Raw genomic sequence first — 739 nt, 5'->3', positions numbered from 1 at the left:
CACCTGCACCTCGCGCGTGCGGTCGCCATTCGGCTCCGGTGTCAGCGAGATGCGGATCGTATCGCCAATGCCTTGCTGGAGCAGGATGCCCATTGCCGCGGACGAGGCGACGATGCCTTTCGAACCCATGCCGGCCTCGGTGAGGCCGAGATGCAGCGCGTGGTTGGAGCGGGTGGCGAGCTCGGTGTAGACGGCGATCAGATCCTGCACGCCGCTGACCTTGGCCGACAGGATGATCTTCTCGCGGCCAAGGCCGATCTCCTCGGCCATTTCGGCCGAAAGGATCGCCGACTGCACGATCGCCTCGCGCGTCACTTCCTGCGCGGTCAGCGGAAAGCCTTGGCGCTGGTTGTCGTCCATCAGCCGGGTCAGAAGCTCCTGGTCGAGCGACCCCCAGTTAACGCCGATGCGCACCGGCTTGTCGTACCGGATCGCCATCTCGACGATCGCCGCGAACTGCCGGTCCTTCTTGTCCTTGAAGCCGACATTGCCCGGATTGATGCGGTATTTGGCAAGCGCCTCGGCGCAAGCCGGGTGGTCGGCGAGCAGCTTGTGGCCGATATAATGGAAATCGCCGACCAGCGGCACGTTGATGCCGAGCCGTTCGAGCCGCTCGCGAATGGCGGGCACGGCGGCGGCACTCTCGTCGCGGTCGACGGTGATGCGCACGATCTCGGAGCCGGCGCGATGCAGCGCCGCAACTTGAGCGACTGTCTGGTCGACGTCGGCGGTGTCGGTG

The 739-nt window shown here is 65.8% G+C and carries 1 protein-coding gene; it reads right to left on the bottom strand.

Features of this window, described 5'->3' with window-relative positions; translation table 11 throughout:
• On the bottom strand, positions 1-739 hold a 739-nt coding region (gene ispG, locus EOA85_RS36545; RefSeq protein WP_127212820.1), incomplete at both ends, for a (E)-4-hydroxy-3-methylbut-2-enyl-diphosphate synthase.

Source organism: Mesorhizobium sp. M5C.F.Ca.IN.020.29.1.1, assembly GCF_003997375.1.
GTDB classification, from domain to species: domain Bacteria; phylum Pseudomonadota; class Alphaproteobacteria; order Rhizobiales; family Rhizobiaceae; genus Mesorhizobium; species Mesorhizobium wenxiniae.
This window is presented reverse-complemented; position numbering and strand designations above follow the sequence as displayed.